The sequence below is a fragment of the Pseudomonas sp. ADAK18 genome (genome assembly GCF_012935695.1).
Classification (GTDB): Bacteria; Pseudomonadota; Gammaproteobacteria; order Pseudomonadales; family Pseudomonadaceae; genus Aquipseudomonas.
Genome location: NZ_CP052859.1, coordinates 5,455,408 through 5,476,963, shown reverse-complemented (window position 1 = coordinate 5,476,963; position 21,556 = coordinate 5,455,408). Strand labels below are relative to the sequence as shown.

The window sequence follows — 21,556 nt, the reverse complement described above, 5'->3', positions numbered from 1 at the left end:
AGGACGAAGTCCTCGCAAACCGAACACCTGGATCTATTTGATAAATCTCGGTGCTTGTTTTACGACTGCTTCGCAGTCGAACGCAGCCTCGTTTCACTCGACAGCTGCTACGGAGTAAGGGTTACAGGGCAGGGCAGATCAGCGTTTGGTGTTGGAACGGATGTTCCAGCCAAACTTGATCGCGCCGCCGTCCTTGGTGCCGTCAGCTTTCTGCGGCTGGTAATCCACCATCACCTGGGCGAAGTTCAGCGTGACGTTTTCGGTCAGGCGATCATCGCTACCCGAGCCACCGGTGCTCAGGGAAGTGACCAGCACTTCTTCCAGGTTGATGATCATGTACTCGACCTGGCTTTCACCGCCGGCCTTGCGCACGGTCAGGGTCACCTTGTCGATGTGCTTGCCGCTGGCGCAGTGCATCATCAGGTTAGGCGAGGCCTTGTCGACGTACTTGGTCAGCGACAGGTCCTGGATATTCACCTTGCCCGCGCCACCGCCACCGCCCACGTGCATGTTGCCGGATTGGGACATGCCCCAGCTCCAGTTCAGAACGTCGATTTCGTCCTTGTGGGCCTTGTCCTGGGACTCGCCCTTGATGTCACCGATCTTGATGAAAATATCAACAGCCATGTTAACTCCCTGTGTGGTCTCAGCCACTGTATTTGGTTTTTATGTGGGAGTCGGGCTTGCCCGCGATGCACACGACGCGGTCTGTCAGCAGACTGCGCAGTGATGCCACCGCGGGCAAGCCCGGCTCCCACAGAAGAGCAAGATCAACAGCTATTTACGCGCTTTTGGCCGAAGGCAGCTTCGATACCAACCGCAGCGACACCGTCAGCCCTTCGAGCTGATAGTGCGGACGCAGGTAGAACTTGGAGTTGTAATACCCCGGGTTGCCTTCGACGTCTTCCACGATCACTTCGGCGGCAGCCAACGGGTGCTGGGCCTTGGTGGTTTCGGTGGAGTGCGCCGGGTCACCGTCAACGTAGTTGAGGATCCAGTCCTGCAACCAACGCTGCATTTCGTCCTTCTCTTTGAAGGAACCGATCTTGTCGCGCACGATGCACTTCAAGTAGTGAGCGAAACGGCAGGTGGCGAACAGGTACGGCAGGCGTGCGGCCAGGTTGGCGTTGGCGGTGGCGTCCGGGTCGTCGTATTCGGCCGGTTTCTGCAACGACTGGGCGCCGATGAACGCGGCGAAGTCGGTGTTTTTCTTGTGCAGCAGTGGCATGAAACCGTTCTTCGCCAGTTCCGCTTCACGGCGGTCACTGATGGCGATTTCGGTCGGGCACTTCATGTCCACGCCACCGTCATCGGTAGGGAACGTGTGGGCGGGCAGGTTTTCCACTTCACCGCCGGACTCCACACCGCGGATGCGCGAGCACCAGCCGTAGTGTTTGAACGAACGGTTGATGTTCACCGCCATTGCGTACGCGGCGTTGGCCCAGGTGTATTTGGAGCTGTCAGCGCCGTCGGTGTTTTCTTCGAAGGCGAAGGCTTCCACCGGGTCGGTCTTGGCGCCGTATGGCAGACGCGCCAGGAAGCGCGGCATGGTCAGGCCGATGTAGCGCGAGTCTTCCGATTCACGCAGCGAGCGCCAGCCGGCGTATTCCGGAGTGGTGAAGATCTTGGTCAGGTCGCGCGGGTTCGACAGTTCCTGCCACGAGCCCATGCCCATCACGGTCGGCGAAGCGGCAGCAATGAACGGTGAGTGCATGGCGGCGCAGACTTTCGACAGTTCGCCCAACAGCTCTACGTCGGGAGGCGACTGGTCGAAGTAGTAGTCGCCCACCAGGCAACCGTAAGGTTCGCCGCCGAACTGGCCGTATTCTTCTTCGTACATCTTCTTGAAGATCGGGCTCTGGTCCCACGCGGTGCCCTTGAATTTCTTCAGGGTCTTGTGCAGTTCGGGTTTGGAGATATTGAGCACGCGAATCTTCAGCTGCTCATCGCTCTCGGTGTTGCTGACCAAGTAGTGCAGGCCACGCCAAGCGCTTTCCAGTTGCTGGAAGTCCGGGTGGTGAATGACCTGATTGACCTGGGCGGTGAGCTTGGCGTCGATGGCGGCAATAATCGATTCGATCGACTTGATGGCGTCGTTGGACACCAGGTCAGTCTGCGCCAGGGCCTGCTCGGCCAAGGTGCGCACGGCGGTTTCTACCGCTTCACGGGCGCGCTCGGTCTTGGGTTTGAATTCTTGCAGCAGCAGCGAAGCGAACTCGCTGGTTTCTTCGGTGGCGCCCAGGTTCTGTGCGCCTTCGCGGGCTGTATCGGTCATGATCATTCGTCCTGATTAAGCCTTGGGCTCGGCGGGCTTCGGTGCACTGGCAAGTGCCTGGAGCAATGCCGGGTCCTTGATCGCTTTCATGATGATTTCTTCGGCGCCGGTCTTGCCGTCCATGTAGGTCAGCAGGTTGGCCAGTTGAGTGCGGGCTTCGAGCAGCTTGTTCAGCGAGTCGACCTTGCGGGCCACAGCGGCCGGGCTGAAGTCGTCCATGCTTTCAAAGGTGATGTCCAGGCTCAGGTTGCCTTCGCCGGTCAGCTCGTTAGGCACGTGGAACGCGACGCGGGGCTGCATGGCCTTGAGGCGGGAGTCGAAGTTGTCGACGTCCACTTCAAGGAACTTGCGGTCGGCGACGGCTGCCAGCGGCTCGGCCGGCTTGCCGGCGAGATCGGCCATGACACCCATGACGAAGGGCAGCTGGACCTTTTTCTCGGCGCCGTAGAGCTCGACGTCGTACTCGATCTGCACCCGAGGCGCACGGTTGCGCGCGATGAATTTCTGAGAACTTTGCTTCGCCACGTTGCTGCTCCTGGTCGCTTGAGCGACGGTGTTGTTACTGCGCGGTACAGACGTTTATTCGCCGTCCGGTCCACGCAGGTTTTCAAATTGGGACATGCCATCAGGTATCAGGTTGCGCACGATGGCCGCGAAGTCCGCGTGCACCAGATTTTTTGCCCGGTTCAACAGCACCGGCAGCGGGCTGGAAGGCTCGTGGCGGGTGTAGTACGCGAGGATGCGGTCCAGGCTGCGCAGGACTTCATCACGGTTGGCGATGTCGCCGTTGTTGCGCGGTGCAGCGGGGGCAGCGGCGTGTTCGACCGGGGCGGCGCTGTCGTCACTGACGGCTTCGGGATCGCTGCTGCCTTCGCCGTGCGGCGCGTATTGCGCCAAGACCTGCAAGGCTTGTTTGAGTGGGTGCTTTAACGGGCCGAGGTCCACGCCCTGGGCGGAACCGACTTGGTCGCTGACCTGCTGCTCGATGGATTCGCAGGCGGCGCGGGCTTCGTTCAAGGCGGCACGGGTGGCGTTCAACTGCTCGACATCGCTGTCGAGGAAGGCGCCGGCCAACTGTTCGGCACCGAGGTTTTCACCGGGGAAACTTTGCAGGCCGCTGGCATTGAGGGCGGCGCGCAGGCTGACGGGGCCGAAAGCCCTTGAGCGGGTAAGCATGCTTTCGCGCAGCAGACGGATGGTGTCATCGGACGTCAGACCCGCGAGGGCGTTGATGCGGACGGTGGGATCGTTGTCGTCATCGGCATCCAGGCGCGGATGCAACTCGGTCCAGTACTGGCGCAGCAGTTCGTTGATCAGCGTGAGGACGGTGGCCAGTCCTGTAACACCTTGCAGGGCCAGGGAGCTTTGCAGCAGGAAGTGGGTGATGCGCAGGTCTTTGCTGCGTTGCAGCAGGTCCAGGCTCTGCTGCTGGATGCTGCGCCATTCTGGCGGTTCAGCGGGCAGGATCGAGTCGCCCATGCTGCGCTCAGGCTGGCCTTGAGCGTCTCGCTCAAGTTGCAAATAAGCCGCGTCATATTCCAGGTCTTCACCACATGGCGAAGTCGCGGAAACGGCGGCGAGCAGCAAAGGCACATCCACTGAGTTCGATCTCCCTATCAGCCTGCTTGCGTGCGGGCAGTTCATGCCTTAGTTGCGAAAGTAATACTCACGCGTAATTGGCATGCTTTCTTGGTATATAAACACTTCGATTCTAAAGTGCCATCATTGGTATTCAAGAAGTTGTGCATTTTTGGTGTAGTACTTATGGCTTGTCAAGGTAAGCTATTCACCCTGTGTGACAGATGTGCAGTGCTTAGCAACCCCCACGACCGTTGGGTCGAAGCAGGCCCTGACACGGGGTTTTTGTCACAAGAGCCGAGTAAGATCAGCGATCATGCTGATAAAACAGGCTTTTGATGGTTGTTAGCACCATCTGTCGGGAAACGCGAGGGGTTACCTTCCCTTGGGTCGACCGTGCGCGAAGTATCAGCAAGGAGGCACGATGTCGCTGTGTTTGACTATCACTAGTTATCACAAGATTACCCCTGGTCAATGCCCTGAAAAGTCCATGGACCAGGGAGCGATGGCAATTGGCCGCAGTTCTGAAAATGACTGGGTATTGCCCGACCCTGAGCGTCTGGTTTCCGCGCAACATTGCGTTATTCAATACAAAGATGGCCGTTACTACTTAACCGACAACAGCACCAATGGCGTTGAGTTGGTCAAGTCTGGCATTCGTTTGCGCCGAGGCAGTAGTGAGCTGCTGGAAGACGGCGAACTGATCCGCATCGGTGATTACGAAATCCAGGCGCGCATCGATTTCAAACTGCAAGTCACTGAAAGCCAACCCTTTGCTGGCGATTCGTCGAACAGCTTCGAGGCCCTGATGGGGCGCCAGGGCGCCGTCGTGAACACGCCGATGCCAACCCCGGTGATCGCGCCGCAGTTCCAGGGTGCGTCTTCGATGGACACCCTGCCGGACCTGTTCGACTTCCTGACGCCCACCACCGTACCGCCTGCCACCCAGCCTGATCATGTGCCGGCGCAGCAGCATGACTTCCGCCCGCCCACGCCGTTGCCAGTGGTTGAACCGCTTGCGCCGCCTGTCGCCTCGGGTTCGGTGATTCCCGACGACTGGGATCTATTTGGTGACACGCCTGCGCCCGTGGTCAGTGCGCCCACGCCGGTATCGATCCCGACGCCTGAGCCGCCACCAACACCGCCGCCGCCAACGCCATCAACGCCGCCGGTCATCGAGCCGCCCGTCGTCGAGCGCCCGCAACCAGTGGCCGACAGCAACCAGCCTGACCTGCTGCAAGCCTTCTTGCGTGGCGCAGGGATTGATCAACTGCGCCTGGACAAGGCCCAGGCTGAAGCGCAGATGGAAAGCATCGGTCGCAGCTACCGGCTGATGGTCGAGGGCCTGATTGACGTGTTGCGTGCCCGCAGCAGCCTCAAGGGCGAGTTCCGCATGCAGCAGACGATGATTCAGCCGGTGGAAAACAACCCGTTGAAATTCGCGCCCAATGCCGATGAGGCATTACTGCTGTTGCTGCGTCACGGCAACCAGGCGTTTATGGCGCCGGATTTGGCGGTGCGTGACAGTTTCAATGACCTGCGCGCTCATCAATTGGCGGTAATGGCCGGCGTCGAGGCGGCCATCAAGCACCTGCTCACGCGCTTTGAACCCACACAACTGGAAGAGCGCATGGGCAAGCCCGCCGGGCTCTCGAGTATTTTCAACGGTTCGCGCCAGGCTCAGTATTGGCAGCAGTTCACCGAGCTCTACAGCAATATTTCCCGTGAGGCCCAGGAGGATTTCCAGGACTTGTTCGGGCGTGAATTCAGCCGTGCCTACGAAGAGCACAGCGCACGACAGCGTCGCCCCTGAGTGGCGTTGTCGAATAACAAAAAATGAAACAACGGACAGCTAAGCAGTCATTGAGGACACAGGATGATTCCCAGGTTTTTACTCGTAGCCGCCACCGCGCTGCTGCTGACGGCGTGTGCCAAGGATGCCGCCAAACCCGAAGCCGCCGAGGCTGAAGCGGACACCGCTGCCATCGAGCTGCACTTCCATGCTATTGCCGGCCTCAACCCCGGTGCCAACGGCCAGCCGGCACCGGTGCGGGTGAGGATTTTCGAGCTGAAAAACGCCGCGACGTTCAGCCGCTCCGACTATTTCGCCCTGGCCGACCGCGCCCAGTCGACCCTCGGCCTGGACCTGCTCGACCAGGACGAAGTCATGATCCAGCCCGACCAGCAACTGAGCATCAAGCGTGACCTGGACCCGGCCACCCGTCAGATCGGCTTGCTGGTGGGCTATCGCGAGCTGGACCGCGCGCAGTGGCGCACGGTGCTCACTGTCCCGGCGCGCCAGTACACCGAATACCAGATCAGCCTTGATGTTCGTGCCGTGCGCGCCGACGTCGTGGTTTCCCCATCCAGCCCTGCCCAATAAGCAATCGGAGCCCCCATGTCCTGGAACAATCGCGTGGTCTGGTCGGAAGGCATGTTCATCGGAACGCAGCACTTTCAGCAGCATGACCGTTACCTGGAAAACCTGATTGACGCTCGCAGCCGCCCGTTGTCGGCGGGTGCCTGGGGCTTCTCCGAATTGCTGATCGATCAAGGCCTGTTGGCCCAGGGCAAGCTGGCTATCGTTTCGGCCCGGGGCCTGTTGCCGGATGGCACACCGTTCAATATCCCTCAGGATGACCTGGCGCCCAGCCCGTTGAATATCGACGACAACCTGCGCGACGGCCTGATCTACCTGGCCTTGCCCCTCAAGCGCGCGGGCGCCCGCGACACCGTTGATGAAGGCGAAACCCTTGGCGCTGCTCGCTACGTCAGCCATGTGCGGGAAGTGCGGGACGACAACGCCCCATTCGAAAACCGTGCGCCGGTGGCCGTCGGCTCCCGTGCCTTGCGCTTGCTGACCGCTCAGGAGGGCGTCAGTGACTACGCCGCCATCGGCCTGGTGCGGGTCAAGGAAAAGCGCGCCGACCGTGCCCTGGTACTCGACGACAGTTACATCCCGCCGGTCTTGGACGTGGTCGCCAGCAAACCGCTGACGGCGTTTCGCAGCGAACTGCTCGGCCTGCTGCACCAGCGTGGCGAAGCCCTCGCCGGGCGCGTGGTGGCGTCGGGCGCCGGTGGCGCTTCGGAGATTGCCGACTTCATGCTGCTGCAACTGGTCAACCGTGCCCAGCCGCTGATCCAGCATTTGAGCCAGTTGAGCCCGCTGCACCCGGAGCGTTTCTTCAGTGAGCTGGTGAGCCTGGCCGGTGAGTTCTCAACGTTCTCCACCTCCGGTCGCCGTCCTCAGGAATACCCGCAATACCAGCACGACGACCTGGCCCTGAGCTTCGTCCCGGTGATGCAGGCCCTGCGTGAGGCGTTGTCGATGCTGATCGACAGCAAGGCCACGCCGATCCCGATTGTCGAGAAAGCCTACGGCGTGCACGTGGCGATGTTGGCCGACAAGACCCTGATCGATACCGCCAGCTTCATCCTGGTGGTACGTGCCGACGTCCCCGGCGAAACCCTGCGTGGGCGCTTTGCGCAGCAGAGCAAGGTCGGTTCGGTGGAGCACATCCGCGACCTGGTCAACCTGCAGTTGCCAGGCATTGGCCTGCTGCCGCTGCCGGTGGCGCCACGGCAGATTCCGTACCACGCCGGCTCCACCTATTACGAACTGGATCGGGGCAGCGAGCACTGGCAGCAGTTGAGCAACTCCGGTGGTTTTGCCTTCCACATTGCCGGTCAGTTCCCGGGGTTGAACCTGGCGTTCTGGGCCATCCGAGGATAATCCGCGATGCATCCCAATGATGATGACCGCACCCAGTTTATGCCGCGTCCGGGTGGCCGTGCGCCAGAGCCCAACCGCGCAGAACCGGCGGCTGCCGCGCCGCTTTCGATGCCCGCCGCACCCGTCCTGACGGGCAAAGCAGAAGGCTTGAACCCACTGGAAAGCGCCGCCGGCCCGCTGCTGGCCTTGCTGACGCGGCTGCGCAACACCATTTCCCATCCGGCGCCGTCGAGCCTGCGGGCACAGTTGCTGGCCTACTTGCGCCAGTTCGAAGAGCGCGCCGAGGCCGCTGGCGTAGCCCGCAACGAAGTGCTGCTGGCCCGTTACGCGTTGTGCACTGCCCTCGATGAAGCGGTACTGAGCACGCCGTGGGGCAGTGCCAGTGACTGGGGCAAGCAAAGCCTGTTGATCACCGTGCACAACGAAGCCTGGGGCGGCGAGAAAGTCTTCCAGTTGCTGGATCACTGCCTGCAAAGCCCACGGGAGCGTCTGTATCTGCTGGAGTTGTTGTACTTGTGTATGTGCCTGGGTTTCGAAGGCCGCTACCGGGTGATGAACGACGGTCGCAGCCAGTTGGAAGCCCTGCGCGAACGTACTGCGGCTGCGATCCGCAGTGCCCGTGGCGAACATGAGCGCGAATTGTCGCCCCATTGGCGTGGCGTCACCGTGGCGCGCGACCGCCTGGCGCAATTCATGCCGCCATGGATCGCCGTGGCCATCGGCGTGGCGTTGTTGTTGGCGTTGCTGTTCGGCTTGCGGATGAAGCTGGCGTCGGATGCCGAACCGGTGTTCAAGAACATTCATGCCCTGGGTGAGATTCCGGTGCAGGCCATCGACCGGCCGGTGGTGCAGCCGAAAATCGTCGAGCGACCACGTCTGGCGGGCTTCCTCGTCGAAGACATCAAGGCCGGTCGCGTGGCGGTGGAAGATGCCGTCGACCGTTCGGTGGTGACCATCCGTGGCGATGAACTGTTCGCCTCGGCCAGCTCCAGCATCGTCGACGATTTCCAGCCGCTGATGCTGCGTATTGCTGACGCTATCCGCAAGGTCAAGGGCCAGGTGCGGATCACCGGCCACAGCGATAACCGCCCGATTGCCACCCTGCGTTTCCCGTCCAACTGGGCGCTGTCCGAGGCGCGAGCCAAGTCGGTGTTGCAGATTCTGGCAGCCAAGACCGGCCAGCCGGATCGCTTCAGTGCCGAGGGCCGCAGCGACACCGAGCCGGTGGCGACCAACGCCACAGCCGAAGGCCGTGCCCGCAATCGTCGGGTTGAAATCACCGTATTGGCGGAGGGCGTCGAGTGAAGGCGTTTTTCAGTTTTGTGATTCGCTGGGTGATCCCGTTGCTGGGCCTGATCGCCCTGAGCCTGATCATCTGGTTTGTCGGGCCATTGCTCGAGTTTCTGGTACCGGAAGGGCGGCGCTGGGCGCTGATCATTCTGGTGTTCGCGGTGTGGATCGCCTACCGAGTTTTCCGCATTATCCAGGCGCGCCGTCAGGCCGCTGAAGTGATGCGCAGCCTGGCTGCGGAAACCCCACCGGATCCGGCCAGCGTCGCCACCGCCGAAGAGCTGGCAACCTTGCGCCAGCGCATGGACGAAGCACTGGTCCTGTTGAAAAAGGCCAAGCTGGGCGGTGACGAACGCCGCAATCTCTATGAGCTGCCGTGGTACGTGATCATCGGCCCGCCGGGTTCGGGCAAGACCACCGCGTTGGTCAACTCGGGCCTGCATTTCCCGCTGGCCGCGCAATTGGGCGCCGGTGCCGTGCGTGGCGTCGGTGGTACCCGCAACTGCGATTGGTGGTTCACCGATCAGGCCGTGTTGCTCGACACCGCTGGCCGCTACACCACCCAGGACAGCAATTCCACGGTGGATAAAGCTGCCTGGCTGGGCTTTCTCGATCTGCTGAAAAAGCAGCGTTCGCGGCGCCCGATTGACGGTGCGTTCATCGCCATCAGCCTCTCTGACTTGCTGCTGGGCAGCGACGCCGAGCGTGCTGCCCATGCGGCGGCAATCCGTCTGCGTATCCAGGAGCTGTACACCCAATTGGGTGTGCGTTTCCCGATCTACCTGATGCTGACCAAGCTCGACCTGGTGCCGGGCTTCATGGAGTTTTTCGACAACCTGAGCAAGGAAGAGCGTGCTCAGGTCTGGGGCATGACCTTCGCCCTGGACGACGGCAAAAACAGCGACAGCCCCCTGGCGAATCTGCAAAGCGAATTCGCCGGCCTGGAGCAGCGCTTGAACGAGCGGTTAGTGGAACGCCTGCAACAGGAGCGTGACCCGGCGCGGCGCGACCTGATCTACGGCTTCCCGCAACAGTTCGGTGCCTTGAAAGACTGCCTGCAGAGCTTCCTCGAAGGCGTGTTCAAGCCCAATGCCTTTGAAGAGCGTGTGTTGTTGCGTGGCGTGTACTTCACCAGTGGTACCCAGGAAGGCAGCCCGATTGACCGCTTGATCGGAGCCATGGCCCAGAGCATGAACCTGGACCGCCAACACCTGGCGCGCCAGAGCGGCACCGGGCGCAGTTACTTCATCGAGAAACTGTTTAACGCTGTGGCGTTTGCCGAGCGGGGCCTGGTGGGGGTCAACCCCAAGGTCGAGCGTCGACGCAAGTGGATTGCCCGCGGTGTCTTGGCCGCCACCGTGGCCGTGGTGTTGGTGGTGGGCACGTTGTGGTGGGTGAGTTATCGCGCCAACCAGGCGTACATCGCCCAGGTGGACCAGAAGGTCGCGCCCCTGGGCCAGACCGTGCAGAACCTCAGCCCGGCGCAACGGGAAGTTCTCGCCGTGTTGCCGCTGCTTAACGCCGTGAAGAACCTCGCCGGTGATTCACCGAGTTGGTCCGAAGGCCTGGGTCTGTATCAGGGCGACATGCTCGAAGCCGAGTCCGGAAGCGTCTACCGCAAGCTGTTGATCGCGGTGTTCGCGCCACGATTGGTGACGCGTATCGAAGAGCAACTGCACGGTGGCGGCAATTCCGACTTCCTCTACGAGGGCTTGAAGGCTTACCTGATGCTCGCCGATAACGAGCATTACGACCCAGACTTCATCAAGGCCTGGATCGCCCTGGACTGGGACCGCAACCTGCCGCGTGACCTGCCGGCCGATCAGCGCCAGGCACTGACCGGGCACTTGCAGTCGCTGTTCGAACGCCATCCGCCCAGCGCACGCCTGGACCCGCGCCTGATCGACGACTTGCGTCGGCAACTGCAACAACTGCCGGTGGCCCAGCGCGTGTACGACCGGGTCAAACGTCAGAAGCTGCCGGACGGTATCCCGGACTTTCGCATCAACGAAGCTGCTGGCCGCGATGCCGCGCTGGTGTTCAGTCGCAAGAGTGGCAAGCCGCTGGGTGAGCCTTTGAGCGGTTTCTTCACCGCCAAGGGCTATCGCCAGGCGTTCCTGCTCAGCAGCTTGAACCAGACCGGTACCCTGGCTGAAGAGCAATGGGTGCTGGGCCAGGAGCAGGCCGATCAGCAGAACGTTGTCAGCCTCGCCGCTGACGTGCGCCGTCTGTACTTCCAGGACTATCAGCGCCAGTGGGATGCCTTGCTGGCGGACATCGACTTCGTGCCGATCACCAGCGTGGCCCAGGCAGCTGACGTGCTGCGGGTGATTTCCGGTCCCACCTCGCCTCTGAAAAAGCTGCTGGTGGCGGTGGCCAAGGAAACCGACCTGCAACAGGAAGAACGCTTGCTGGCCGCCAAGGGTGCGCCAGTGGAAGGTGGCGTCGACAAACTCAAGACGCGCCTGGGCAACCTGCTGGGTCAGGATGAGTTGCCCTCGACCAACGCACCGGCTGCCAGCGATGATCCGGTGACCGCGCACTTTGCCGAGCTCAACAGCATCGTCGCCAAGAACGAAGGTGAACCAGCGGCCATCGACGGGCTGCTGGCCGACATGAATGCGCTGTATGTGCAGGTCAGCGCCATGGTCGGAGCCAGTGGCGATGCCTTGCTCGGCGAAGCCAAGAACCAGGCTTCTGCTGCCGCCACCCGCGTCAGCCTGAATGCCGAACGCCAGCCGCCGCTGGTACAGGGCATGGTCAAGTCGGTGGTCAACTCCACCACTAACAGCATGATGGGCGGGGTGCGCAATCAACTGAACGCGGCCTGGGTCAGTGAAGTGGTCAACGTCTATCGCCAGTCTCTGGCTGGGCGTTACCCGATGTCCCCCGGCAGTGCCCGAGACGCGACGCTGGATGACTTCGGTCAGTTCTTCGGCGTGGGCGGGGTGATGGATAACTACTTCCGTAAATACCTGCAGCCTTACGTCGACACCTCAGCGCAGACCTGGCGCTGGCAGCCGGGTGCCGCGCAGAAACTGGGGATCTCGCCAGGGATATTGCAGACCTTTCAGCGTGCGGCGACCATTCGTGATGCGTTTTTCCGCTCCGGTGGCACTCAACCGATTGTGCGTTTCGAGCTCAAGCCGGTGGCGATGGACGCGACCATCACTCAGTTCCTGCTGGACCTGGATGGCCAGCAACTGAGCTACGACCACGGCCCGGCCCGGCCGGTCGCGATGCAGTGGCCCAACCCCGGCAGTATCGGTGTGGTACGGATTTCCATCATGCCGCCATCGGCCACCGGCCGCTCCGGCATCACCTTGGACGGTCCATGGGCCTGGTTTCGCCTGTTGGAGCAATCAGACCTGACCGCCGGCAACTCGCCGGACCGCTTCAACCTGCGGTTGCGGGTCGATGGCGCGAGCATCTCCTACGAGTTGCGGGCCAACAGTGCCTTCAACCCGTTCAGAAGCCGCGTGCTCAGTGGTTTCAGCCTGCCGGAGCGGCTATGACGACGGTGGGTTTCTACGGCAAGTTGGCCAGTCGCGGGGACTTTGTCAGCCGCGCCTTGCCACAAAGCTTTATCGGCCCGTGGGACAGTTGGCTGGCCTCGGGTTTGCTCGCCAGCCAGACCAGCCTCGGTGCCGAATGGTTGAACGTGTACCTGGTCAGTCCGTTGTGGCGCTTTGTGCTGGCGCCGGGTGTGTGCGGGCCGGACGCGGCCGTGGGTGTGGTGATGCCGAGTATCGACCGGGTAGGGCGCTATTTTCCGCTGACGGTCGCTGCGCTGTTGGATCACGACACGGACCCTGCGTCAGTCATCGGTGGCCCGGATGCCTGGTTTGAACAGGTGGAAGAGTTGCTGTTGGGCACGCTGGATGTCGAGGCGAGTTTCGAAGGTTTCAGTGACGGGCTCGAAGCCCTCGGCGCTCCGGCATGTCAGACGCGCACCCTGGGCAGTCGCTTCGCCGGTTTGCAACGCTTTATCGCCACCGACCCGCAAGCGCGTATGACGGTGTTGGCGGAGCAGGCTTGCGAAGGTGCAAGCCTGTGGTGGGGCCGTGGTTCGGAACGAATTTCTCCTGGTTTAATGCGGTGTCAGGGCTTGCCTGCCGCCGGCGACTTTGCGCAATTTTTGCTCGGACAAGAAGGTGTTGTGTAGATGCGGTCCACCCAAGGCGTCACCTTTAAATCCGCGAGCAAGAGCCACGTTGGCATGGTCCGCCAGGTCAACGAAGACGCCTGCCTGGACCTGCCGGAAAACGGCTTGTGGGTAGTCGCCGACGGCATGGGCGGGCACGCGGCGGGCGATTACGTCAGCAGCCTGATTGTCGACAGCTTGCGGGGTATTACGGCGGGACGGTCGCTGGATGAATACGCGGCGACGTTGCGCACGGACCTGATCCGGGTCAATGGCGCGGTGCGCGAAGAAACCGCCAACCGCGGTGTGACCATGATGGGCAGCACCGTGGTGCTTCTCGCCACCCGAGGCTTGCGCGGTGTGTGCCTGTGGGCGGGTGACAGTCGCCTGTATCGCCTGCGCGATGGCGTACTGGAAAGCATCTCCCGCGACCACAGCTATGTGCAGGACCTGCAAGACAGCGGCCTGCTCAGCGAAGCCGATGCCCGCGTGCATCCACGGGCCAATATCGTCACCCGCGCGGTTGGTGTGGAGGCGCAGTTGGAGTTGTCGTCGGTCGACCTATTGATTGCCCACGGCGACAGTTACCTGCTGTGCAGCGATGGGTTGAACAAGACTGTCGAGGACCATGAGATTCGCGAAGTGCTGAGCCATGACGAGCCGGACGAGATCGTGCGCAGTCTGGTGCACCTGGGGCTTAACCGTGGGGCGCCGGATAACATCACGGCCATTGTCGTGAAGGTGTCGTCATGAACATCGTCATTCCCGGTTTCGACATCGAGGGCGAGATTGGCGAAGGCGCCATGGCCAACGTCTACCTGGCCACCCAGCGTTCCCTGGAACGCAAGGTAGCGCTGAAAATCATGGCGGCGGCGCTGGCCGCTGATCCGAGTTTCTGCGAACGCTTCCTGCGCGAGGGCAAGACGCTGGCGCGGCTGTCCCATCCGCACACCGTGACCATCCATGACATCGGCAACGTCGGTGAGCTGTATTACATGGCCATGGAGTACCTGCCCAACGGCACCCTCAAGGAGCGCATCGCCTCTGGCCTGACGCCGGAACAGGGGTTGGTCTATATCCGCCAGATCGCCTCGGCACTGGGCTATGCCCATGCCCAAGGCTTGGTGCACCGTGACGTCAAACCGGCCAACATCCTCTTTCGCGCCGATGGCACCGCTGTGCTGTCGGACTTCGGTATTGCCAAGTCCCTGGATGATCGCACCCAGTTCACTCAGGCCGGATTTGCCGTCGGCACCCCAAGCTACATGAGCCCGGAACAGGCGCGGGGCCAGGACATTGATGGCCGCGCCGACCTGTACGCGTTGGGCGTGGTGCTTTACGAAATCCTGGTGGGCAAGCTGCCCTATACCGGGACCGACGCACTTTCCACCGCGTTGGCGCACCTCACCGAGCCGCTGCCGGAACTGCCGGTGCACCATGGCCGCTATCAAGGCGTGTTGCGCAAGCTGTTGGCCAAGGACCCGGCGGAGCGTTTCCCGGATGCGGCAGCCCTGCTGCTGGCGTTGGATCAATTGCCCAAGGAAGCGGTAGAAGCGACGCTGATTCGGCCGGCGGTCATGCCCATTCCGGTGAGCAGCGACCTGGCGGGCCTGACTCCGGTGTCCATCGAGATTCCTACCCATACGCCTCAAGCCCAGTCGCAACCTCAGCCGGTGCGCAAACCGGTGGTCACTGCGACGCAGCATTCGGCGGTCTCCACGCAAAACCGTGGGCCCGTGCTGGCTCTGGCCGCAGTGGCTGTGGCGGTGGCGCTTGCCATCGGTGGTGCGAGTTACTGGTGGTTGAGCGACGATAAACCTGCCGCGCCGCCAACGGTGTCGGTGCCCAAGACGCCTGCGGTCAATACACCGACAGTCAAGGCTCCGCCTGCCGTGACTCAGCCGGTGGTGGTTGATGCGGATGGCGGTCAGCGTCCATTGCTGATGGCCGGCAAGAAAACCTTGTTCCAGCGGGTGCTCAGCAAGCCTGGCGCAAAACTGTCCAATGATGCGGGCGGTGCGGCGGGCAAGGTTTTGCCGGCGTTTTCCGTGCTCTACGTTTACCAGCGCAAGGACGTCAACGGCAGCCCGTGGTTGCGCATTGGCGCCGCCACCGACGGGCGCAGTGACGGCTGGCTGCCGGCCTCGCAGGTCAGTGACTGGAAGCAGAGCCTGGTGCTCAAGTTCACCGAGCGTTCGGGCCGGGCACCGGTGATGTTCCTGCGCCAATCCAGCGAAGTGGAAAAACTCCTGTCTGACCCTGGCGCCGCGAAAAACCTGCTGCTCAAGGCGCAGAAAAACAGCGAGGACAATCAGCAGGTGTTGGCCCTGGAGCCTGCTGCCAGCGCCGTGCCGCAAAACCAGTTCTACCTGCTGCCGATCTTCGACTCCAAGGAGAGCCTCGATGAGAACGGCCAGCCGGTGCAGTTGCTCAACGTCGCCTCCATCGACCCTGGCAGCACGCCGCAAACCGTGGCCAAGGCGGCGACGCCGGTGCTGAGTGCCAACGCCGACTCCTTCCGTACCGCTGTGGTGTTGGTGGTGGACACGACCGTTTCGATGCAGCCCTACATCGACCAGATTCGTGACGTGGTGCACGAGTTGCAAACGCGTATCGCCGAGCGTGGCGAGCTGGACAGCGTGAGCTTCGGCATGGTCGGCTTTCGCAACAGCATCAAGAAAACCCCGGGCCTGGAGTACGTGGCCAAGACCCTGATCACCCTCGACCAGGGCCGCGACCCGCAACGTTTCCTCGACATGGCGCGGCAGGTCAAGGCGTCGACCGTGTCCAGCCACTCGTTCAACGAAGACGCGTTTGCCGGGGTGATGCAAGCGGTAGAGGGCATGGACTGGTCGGGTTATGGCGGGCGGCTGATCCTGCTGGTCACCGACGCCGGTGCGCTGCGCAAGAACGACCCGTACGCCACCACCCAAATGAACGAAGCCGAAGTGCGCCAGGCCGCCCTGGGCAAGCAAATCAAGATCTACGCCCTGCACCTGCGCACTGACGTCGGCAAGAAAACCCACGCTGGCGCCGAAACCCAATACCGTACCCTGACCGCCGATGCCAACCCGCAGATTGGCGACTTGTACACGCCGGTGCCGGGTGGCGATGTCCACAAGCTGGGTGAGCGCGTCGACGAAATCGGCAGCGTGTTCGCCAACCTCGTGCATCAGGTACGCAGCAACACACCGCAGCCGGTGCCGCAGTTGGGTACTGCGCCTAGCCTGGCGGACAAATCGGCCGCCGTTGGCTACGCCATGCACATGGACTTCCTCGGCCGCAAAACCGCGAGCCAGGCGCCGCAACTGGTCAGCGCCTGGACCGCCGACCGTGACCTGACCAACCCGGCGCTGCCGGCGTTCCAGGTGTGCGTGATGCTGACCAAGTTGCAGCTCAACGACTTGCAGCAATCGCTGAAACTGATCGTCGATGCGGCGCGCAAAACCCAAACATCGCCGAAAGACTTCTTCCAGGAAATCGCCAGCGCCAGCGCTTACATGAGCCGCGACCCGTCGGCCTTGCGCAAGGGCGGCAACCTGGCCGACGGCGGCATTCTCGGCGAATACCTGGAAGGCCTGCCGTACCGCAGCAAGTCGCTGAACATGACCCAGGACTTGTGGTTGTCGTTGAGCGTGGCCGAGCAGGAAGACTTTATCGACGAGCTGGATTCGAAAATTCGCCTCTACGAAACCTTCCACAACGATGTGGCCAACTGGGTTCGTTTCGGCGATGCCGAACCGGGCGATGCGTTGTACCGCGTGCCATTGTCGACGCTGCCGTAATGCTGAACCTGAGCGCGGTGCACAAGAGCCGGGGTGTCGGTAGCCAGCGCTATAGCCTGGTGATTCCGGCGCTGCGCCTCAACGCTGGTGAGCAATTGGCGATCGTCGGCCCCAGTGGCTGCGGCAAAAGCACGTTGCTCGATTTGCTGGCGCTGGTGTTGGCGCCGGATCAGGTGGGCCAGTTTGCTTTCAACAACGTCGACATCGCCGGGCTTTGGCGTGCCGACCAGCAAAGTGTCCTGGCGAATTTACGCAGCCGGCACTTGGGCTATGTGCTGCAAACCGGCGGGCTGTTGGGCTTTCTGGATGTGCGCAGCAACATTGCGCTGTCCCGCAAACTGCTGGGTTTGAGGGATGACGGCAGCGTGACGCGTTTGGCTGAACAACTGGAGATCGCGGATCAGTTGGCCAAAAAGCCGGCCGCCTTGTCCGTTGGCCAACGCCAACGGGTGAGTTGCGCGCGTGCCTTGGCCCACGGCCCGCAATTGTTGTTGGCGGATGAACCTACTGCCGCCCTCGATCCATTGAACGCCGAACGGGTGATGCAGGCGTTGTTGGCCCAGGCCCGGGGAAACGCCACGTGTTGTGTGATCGCCACTCATGACGAACCGTTGGCCCGGGCCAGCGGCTTGTCAGTGCGGCGCATCAGTTGCCGGCGTGACACCGACGGCGGTGTCACCGCCACGCTTGGGGAGGTCTGCTGATGCGCGGCGCGCTGGTGGCTTCCCTGGCCTGGCAGGATTACCGTAACGATGCCTGGCTATCGGCGTGTTCGGTGCTGGCGTTGGTGGCGGTGATCGCACCGTTGCTGGTGTTATTTGGGCTGAAGTTTGGACTGGTTAGCAGTTTGACTGAACGTTTGGAGAATGACCCGGCCACTCGTGAAATCATTCCCCTGGGCGGTGGTCGATTCAGTGGCGCATTTGTCGAGCAGCTCAGTCAGCGTGGCGATGTGGCGTTTGCCTTGCCGCGTACGCGGCAGATTGCGGCCACTGCGGATCTGTCCGTCGGCAGCTCGGCGCTGGTGACGGTGGAGATGTTGCCGACCGCCGCCAAGGATCCGCTATTGGTCGGTTTGCCGATACCTCAAGGCCTGGACCAGGTGGTGCTCAGCCGCACCGCTGCCGAGAAGCTCGGGGCCAAGGCCGGTGATTGGCTGCAAGCCAGTTTTGGTCGTCAGGTGGCAGGTCGTGTCGAGGCGCAGCGCACCCGGGTTCAGGTGTTGAATGTATTGCCGCTGGAAGCGTTCGCCCGGGACGGTTTGTTTGCGTCCCTGGGGTTGCTGGAGGCGGCGGAAGATTACCGGGATGGTCGTGCAGTACCGGCGTTGGGCTGGGAAGGCGATGCGGTGGGCGTGAGCGAGCAACGGGTGTACCCGGCGTTTCGTCTGTATGCCAGAAGTCTTACGGACGTCGAACCGTTGCGGGTGTTTTTTGCCGGGCAGACCCTGTTGGTGTCGACCCAGGCCCAAACCATCGCCCAGGTGCAGTCGCTGAGCCGCAACCTGTCGATCGTGTTCTGGATCATTGCCGGGTTGGCTCTGGCCGGGGCCTTCGCGGCGATCTTCGCCGGCGCGTTGGCGTCGGTGGCGCGCAAGCGTCGGGAGTTGTCGGTGCTGCGGCTGTTGGGGTTTTCCACCGCCGGGCTGTTGTTGTTTGTGGTGTTGCAGGCGCTTTACAGCGCGAGTTTTGCAGCCCTGATCAGCGCCGGGCTGTACGGCTTGGCCGAATCAGGCTTGAATCAATTATTCGTGCAGGTGCCGGGTGAATACGCCAGTCACTTGCTGGTGCAGCATTACGGTGTGGCCCTGGTGGCTATCCTTGGTATCAGCGCCGTGGCAGCGGCGTGTGGCGGTTGGCGAGTGGCGCGTATCCAGGCGTCTGAAGGAATCAGAGATGTATAAGTTACTGGGCGCCGCCGTGGCGCTGAGCCTGGCTTCGATGGCCTGGGCCGATGAGGCAAGCGATAAGCTGGACAACCCCAAGCCGTTGGCGGATGACGTCAGCCTGCCGCTGCCCTGCGAAGGCAACATGGTGTTCCGCTACGCCTATGTCCTGGCCCAGGGCACCCTGGATGACCGCGAAATCAGCCTCGGCTACCCGTTCAGCGAGGGCGAGGCGGGCTATCAGCAGTCGTTTATCTCTGGCTATCGCCGCGACTTCATCAACGGCCAGTTCACCCTCAAGGACCTGCCCACGGATTGGAACAAGGTCATTGCGCCGCTGATGCCCAAGACCGACGCCAAGACCCCGCTCAAGCCGATGCTGTACTTCATCGGCAAGTATGAAGTCACCGCCCGTCAATATGCCCAGGTTATGTCCCAGGCCCAATCCCTGGCCAGCGGCGAGCCGGCCCCGGCGTGCGATGCGCCCACCGGCCTGGCCGGGCGCTTGCCCAAGGTCAAGTTGTCGCGGTTTGAGGCCGAGCGCTTCTCGGCGGTGTACAGCGCCTGGCTGATGAAATATCACCGTGAGCTGTTGCCGGTCAGCGGTCGTGGTGCGTCGGCGGAAGATGGCGGGCTAGGCTTTGTACGGCTGCCAACCGAAGTGGAGTGGGAGTTTGCCGCGCGTGGTGGCCAGGCTGTGAGCCGTCAGGATTTGGAAGGTCGACTCTTCCCGCGACGTATCGAAGGCAGCGAAAGCGACGGCCCGCTGGCGGATTGGGCGGTGTTCAACCAGGTCGCCGGTGGCACCGGCCAGGCGGCCCGGCTGATGCCCATCGGCACCAAGCTGCCGAACCCGATTGGTATGTTCGATGTGATCGGCAACGCCGCCGAGATGGTTCAGGAGTCATTCCAACTGGTTCACGCCGGACGCCGTCAAGGCACCTATGGCGGTTTTGTGGTCAAGGGCGGCAATTACCTCGAAGGCGAGGGCACGCTGTTCACCGGCATGCGTCGCGAGTATCCGTTGTTCGCGGCGGATGGCACCGAACAAAGCAACGAGACCACCGGTTTTCGCGTGGCAATTGGTGCGTTGTCGGCGCCCCGTTCGCGCTACAAGGAGCTGTTCGCCCAGTGGCAGAAAGAAGGCCGGCTGGCTTCGCTGACCGACGCCATCGACGACGCCCAGGACCCGACCAAGCGCCTGGACAGCATCATCGCTGCCAGCGTCGATCCGCGCCTGCAAGCCGAGTTGGGGCTGGTCAACGAAGAGCTCAAGCGCAACGTCTCGCTGATCGCCCAGCAACGCGAGGAAGCCGCCGGCAACCTGATTCAATCCTCCGCCCTGGTGGCCGAGACCATCAACAACTACAACATCCGCCTGACCAATCTGCAGAAAAGTCGTCAACAGGCCGTGGACGCCAAGGACGAGGCCAGCGCGAAACTGTTCACTATGGCGATCGACAATGGACGCAGCGCGCTGGACGGCGCGGTAGCGATCTATATTGATAACCTGGCGACTGGCACGCGCTACACCGATGCAGTGATTCAGGCGCAGTTTCAAAGGATCAAGGAAGAGTTGGATCGCAAGCCAGTGCTGGGTAAGAGCCTGGTGACGCGCGCAACGTTATTCGTTCGTCATGTCGGTAACTATCGCAAACAACAGCGAGCCGACCCGGCGACGATATTGAAGGAATTGCTCGCAGCGAGCGGTCAGCGGTCTTGACCGTTGGTTGTACAGCGAGCTTGGAAGGGACTCAGGCGGCGGTGGGCCGTGCTGGGCTGGTCAAACTTAAAAGAGTACACAACTATGCTTTTCTCCCGTAAAGCTTCTGCTTCGGTTTCCAAGCGTCATCTGCTGCTGATCGCCGCCGGCTTCAGTACTGTATTGACCGGTTGCGCCACGTCCCCCGCCTCCAAGGTGGCCTCGACCACCAAGGTCGAGTACTACCCTAACTGCTACGAGCCGGTGCAGCACTTGCGTGCCACTGATTCGGACATGACCAAGTCGGTCGTGACCGGTGCAGCCATTGGCGCTGCGGGTGGCGCACTGCTGGGTGCTTTGACCGGCAACTCCGACAATCGCGGCCGTAACGCCGCCATCGGTGCCGCGGGCGGCGCCCTGGCCGGTGGTGCGGCAGGTTACTACACCGAGCGCCAGAAGCAGATCACTGATGACAACCAGCGTATTGCTTCCTACGCCACTGACGTCAACAAAAGCTCTTCGGACATCGACCGCAGCACTGCGTACGCCAAGGCATCCCAGCAGTGCTACCAGAGCGCGTTCACCAAGCTGGTGGCTGACCGTAAGGCCAAGACCGTCAACGACACCGAAGGCCGCAAGCGCCTGGCGGAAATCGTCTCCGGCCTGAAAGAGTCCAATGACCTGATCGTCGCCGTCAACGGCAAGGCCAGTGAAGACCTGAACAACTACACCCAGGCTTACGAGAAAGATCTGCAACAAGTCGGCGTGCAGCGTGCAGACGTGGTGACCGTGGCGACTGCCGACACCACGCCAGCAGTCACTCCAACCAAAGGCAAGAAAGCGGTCAAGCCGGCGAAGAAGCCTGTGCTGCCAACCGTGCCTAGCGAAGCGGTGACTACCGAGAAAACCATCCAGACCGCCAAGACCAAGCAGGCTGAAAGCAAGCAGGTTGCCAGCGCAGGTACCACGCAGGTCAACAGCATGTGCAAAAACCCTGACCTGGGCGACTGGGCACCGGTTCCTTGCCCTAACGTCTAAGGGTAAGTTGTTGCTATAAGCGGTAAACGCCAGCCGATCTTCTGCTAATGCGCAAGATCGGTGGCGTTCTGTTTGCAAATCGTTAAACTGCTGCGGCCACTCAATAATTACACCGAGGCCGTGTGC

The 21,556-nt window shown here is 62.0% G+C and carries 16 protein-coding genes; 12 read left to right on the top strand and 4 right to left on the bottom strand.

Annotated elements, in window-relative coordinates; translation table 11 throughout:
- Positions 1 to 138: 138 nt before the first annotated feature.
- The 4 genes from HKK55_RS24905 to tssA all read right to left on the bottom strand — a co-directional run bounded on the left by HKK55_RS24905 (position 139) and on the right by tssA (position 3,874).
- Positions 139 to 627, bottom strand: coding sequence for a type VI secretion system tube protein Hcp (locus HKK55_RS24905; RefSeq protein WP_169357019.1), 489 nt, complete (start codon positions 625 to 627; stop codon positions 139 to 141).
- 154 nt (positions 628 to 781) lie between these two features.
- Complete coding sequence (tssC, locus tag HKK55_RS24900) at positions 782 to 2,275, bottom strand: type VI secretion system contractile sheath large subunit (RefSeq protein WP_169357018.1); 1,494 nt, start codon at positions 2,273 to 2,275, stop codon at positions 782 to 784.
- Positions 2,276 to 2,290: 15 nt separating this feature from the next.
- Complete coding sequence (tssB, locus tag HKK55_RS24895) at positions 2,291 to 2,800, bottom strand: type VI secretion system contractile sheath small subunit (RefSeq protein ID WP_169357017.1); 510 nt, start codon at positions 2,798 to 2,800, stop codon at positions 2,291 to 2,293.
- A 54-nt stretch (positions 2,801 to 2,854) separates the two neighbouring features.
- On the bottom strand, positions 2,855 to 3,874 hold the full coding sequence (gene tssA / locus HKK55_RS24890; RefSeq protein WP_169357016.1) for a type VI secretion system protein TssA: 1,020 nt from the start codon (positions 3,872 to 3,874) through the stop codon (positions 2,855 to 2,857).
- 403 nt (positions 3,875 to 4,277) lie between these two features.
- Between tssA and tagH the strand changes: the two genes are divergently transcribed.
- The 12 genes from tagH to tagQ all read left to right on the top strand — a co-directional run bounded on the left by tagH (position 4,278) and on the right by tagQ (position 21,430).
- Positions 4,278 to 5,666: a type VI secretion system-associated FHA domain protein TagH gene (tagH, locus tag HKK55_RS24885; RefSeq protein ID WP_169357015.1), complete on the top strand. Its 1,389-nt coding sequence runs from the start codon at positions 4,278 to 4,280 to the stop codon at positions 5,664 to 5,666.
- 63 nt (positions 5,667 to 5,729) lie between these two features.
- Entirely contained in the window at positions 5,730 to 6,236 is a 507-nt protein-coding gene (tssJ, locus tag HKK55_RS24880; protein ID WP_169357014.1) for a type VI secretion system lipoprotein TssJ, read from the top strand.
- 15 nt (positions 6,237 to 6,251) lie between these two features.
- Positions 6,252 to 7,586 (top strand): type VI secretion system baseplate subunit TssK, encoded by a 1,335-nt coding sequence (gene tssK / locus HKK55_RS24875; protein ID WP_169357013.1) that lies wholly within the window; start codon positions 6,252 to 6,254, stop codon positions 7,584 to 7,586.
- Positions 7,587 to 7,592: 6 nt separating this feature from the next.
- Positions 7,593 to 8,891, top strand: a complete 1,299-nt coding sequence (locus HKK55_RS24870) for a DotU family type VI secretion system protein (RefSeq protein WP_169357012.1) — start codon at positions 7,593 to 7,595, stop codon at positions 8,889 to 8,891.
- On the top strand, positions 8,888 to 12,391 hold the full coding sequence (gene tssM / locus HKK55_RS24865; RefSeq protein WP_169357011.1) for a type VI secretion system membrane subunit TssM: 3,504 nt from the start codon (positions 8,888 to 8,890) through the stop codon (positions 12,389 to 12,391). The genes HKK55_RS24870 and tssM overlap by 4 nt, the downstream gene beginning before the upstream one ends.
- The gene (gene tagF / locus HKK55_RS24860) at positions 12,388 to 13,041 is read left to right on the top strand and encodes a type VI secretion system-associated protein TagF (protein ID WP_169357010.1); all 654 of its coding nucleotides are present in this window, start codon (positions 12,388 to 12,390) and stop codon (positions 13,039 to 13,041) included. Before tssM ends, tagF begins: the two co-directional genes overlap by 4 nt.
- Positions 13,042 to 13,773, top strand: a complete 732-nt coding sequence (locus HKK55_RS24855; RefSeq protein WP_169357009.1) for a PP2C family serine/threonine-protein phosphatase — start codon at positions 13,042 to 13,044, stop codon at positions 13,771 to 13,773.
- The gene (locus HKK55_RS24850; protein WP_169357008.1) at positions 13,770 to 16,805 is read left to right on the top strand and encodes a serine/threonine-protein kinase; all 3,036 of its coding nucleotides are present in this window, start codon (positions 13,770 to 13,772) and stop codon (positions 16,803 to 16,805) included. Before HKK55_RS24855 ends, HKK55_RS24850 begins: the two co-directional genes overlap by 4 nt.
- Positions 16,805 to 17,509 (top strand): ABC transporter ATP-binding protein, encoded by a 705-nt coding sequence (locus HKK55_RS24845; RefSeq protein ID WP_169357007.1) that lies wholly within the window; start codon positions 16,805 to 16,807, stop codon positions 17,507 to 17,509. The genes HKK55_RS24850 and HKK55_RS24845 overlap by 1 nt, the downstream gene beginning before the upstream one ends.
- Complete coding sequence (locus HKK55_RS24840; protein WP_169357006.1) at positions 17,509 to 18,708, top strand: ABC transporter permease; 1,200 nt, start codon at positions 17,509 to 17,511, stop codon at positions 18,706 to 18,708. The genes HKK55_RS24845 and HKK55_RS24840 overlap by 1 nt, the downstream gene beginning before the upstream one ends.
- The gene (locus HKK55_RS24835) at positions 18,701 to 20,413 is read left to right on the top strand and encodes an SUMF1/EgtB/PvdO family nonheme iron enzyme (protein WP_169357005.1); all 1,713 of its coding nucleotides are present in this window, start codon (positions 18,701 to 18,703) and stop codon (positions 20,411 to 20,413) included. The genes HKK55_RS24840 and HKK55_RS24835 overlap by 8 nt, the downstream gene beginning before the upstream one ends.
- Positions 20,414 to 20,497: 84 nt before the next feature.
- Positions 20,498 to 21,430: a type VI secretion system-associated lipoprotein TagQ gene (gene tagQ, locus HKK55_RS24830; RefSeq protein ID WP_169357004.1), complete on the top strand. Its 933-nt coding sequence runs from the start codon at positions 20,498 to 20,500 to the stop codon at positions 21,428 to 21,430.
- Positions 21,431 to 21,556 lie beyond the last annotated feature (126 nt).